This is a genomic window from Streptomyces sp. NPDC004561 (assembly GCF_053602155.1).
On sequence record NZ_JBSGDB010000916.1, the window covers coordinates 1 to 1,299 of the forward strand.

At 75.3% G+C, this 1,299-nt stretch carries 1 protein-coding gene and 2 pseudogenes; all 3 read left to right on the top strand.

The window, feature by feature from the left end; genetic code table 11:
• Positions 1-93 precede the first annotated feature (93 nt).
• Positions 94-339: pseudogene (locus tag ACWEN3_RS46665) on the top strand (urease accessory protein UreF); the annotation flags it as partial.
• 98 nt (positions 340-437) lie between these two features.
• A complete protein-coding gene (gene ureG, locus ACWEN3_RS46670; RefSeq protein ID WP_452984534.1) occupies positions 438-1,115 on the top strand; it encodes an urease accessory protein UreG in 678 nt (225 codons plus the stop codon).
• Positions 1,103-1,299, top strand: a pseudogene (locus tag ACWEN3_RS46675) (hypothetical protein); the annotation flags it as partial. The gene ureG and the pseudogene ACWEN3_RS46675, both read left to right, overlap by 13 nt.

Sequence of the window (1,299 nt, forward strand, 5' to 3'; positions counted from 1 at the left end):
CTCGGCCAGGCGCTGCACCGTCTCGACCGGGTCGAGGGCACGGCGGGTGGCGTCGCCGAACGGGTCCCTTCCCTGCCAGCCGACGGTCCACAGGCGTACGAGAGCGTGAGCGGCCCGGCGACGGCGACCGTGCGCCTGCTGAGCCTCGATCCGTTCGACGCGACCGGAGTGCTGGCCCGGCTGGCGCCGGAGCTGGACCGCGTCGCGGACGCGGCCGTGCGGGCGGCGCGCAGAGTGCCCGATGAGGGAGTCGACGCGCTGCCCGCGGCCTCCGCACCGCTGCTGGAGATCATGGCCGAGGCACACGCCGCATGGCCGGTGCGGCTGTTCGCGTCATGACCGCGCCCACCCACCCGTCCGACTCGCCCCTCCGAAGAACGCCGCCCCCGCACAGGCCCTTCGGAACCGGGCGACCCGGCCACACAGGAGCCGTACCCATGCACCTCGACCACGCCCACGACGGCCCCGCCGCCCTCGGCGCCGACGCGCACCGCCCCGACGGATCGCGCCGCGCGCTGCGCATAGGGCTCGGCGGGCCCGTCGGATCCGGGAAGACCGCCACCGTCGCCGCCCTGTGCCGGGCCCTGCGCGACGAACGGTCGCTCGCGGTCGTCACCAACGACATCTACACCCGCGAGGACGCCGAGTTCCTGCTCCGGGAGGCCGTGCTGCCGCCCGAGCGGATCACGGCCGTCGAGACGGGCGCCTGCCCGCACACCGCGATCCGCGACGACATCTCCGCCAACCTCGAAGCCGTCGAGGACCTGGAGGACACGGTCGGCCCGCTGGACCTGATCCTCGTCGAGTCCGGCGGCGACAACCTCACCGCGACCTTCTCCAAGGGCCTCGTCGACGCGCAGATCTTCGTGATCGACGTGGCCGGCGGCGACGACATCCCGCGCAAGGGCGGCCCCGGCGTCACCACCGCCGACCTGCTCGTCGTCAACAAGACCGACCTCGCGCCCCACGTCGGCTCCGACCTCGCCCGGATGGCCGCCGACGCCAAGGCCCAGCGCGGTCGGCTCCCCGTCGTCTTCCAGTCGTTGCGCGGCGAGACCGGTGTGGCCGACGTCGCCGCGTGGGTCCGGGAGCAGCTCGCCGCGTGGACGGCGTGACGGCCACCGGCGTCCGGGCCCGCGCACACGTCGTCGCCCGCGCCGACGGCCGCGGCGGTACGGCCCTTCCCGTCCTGGAGGGCGAGGGCCCGCTCGCGCTGCGCCGCACCCGGGCGAGCGGCACCGAGGCGAGGGTCTGGCCGTGGAACTCGGGTGCCTCGTCCAGGAACAGCACGCCGCGATG

What these genes read in the sequence shown, in the direction of transcription:
- ureG (WP_452984534.1), top strand. Translation starts at nt 438, where the DNA reads ATGCACCTCGACCACGCCCACGACGGCCCCGCCGCCCTCGGCGCCGAC.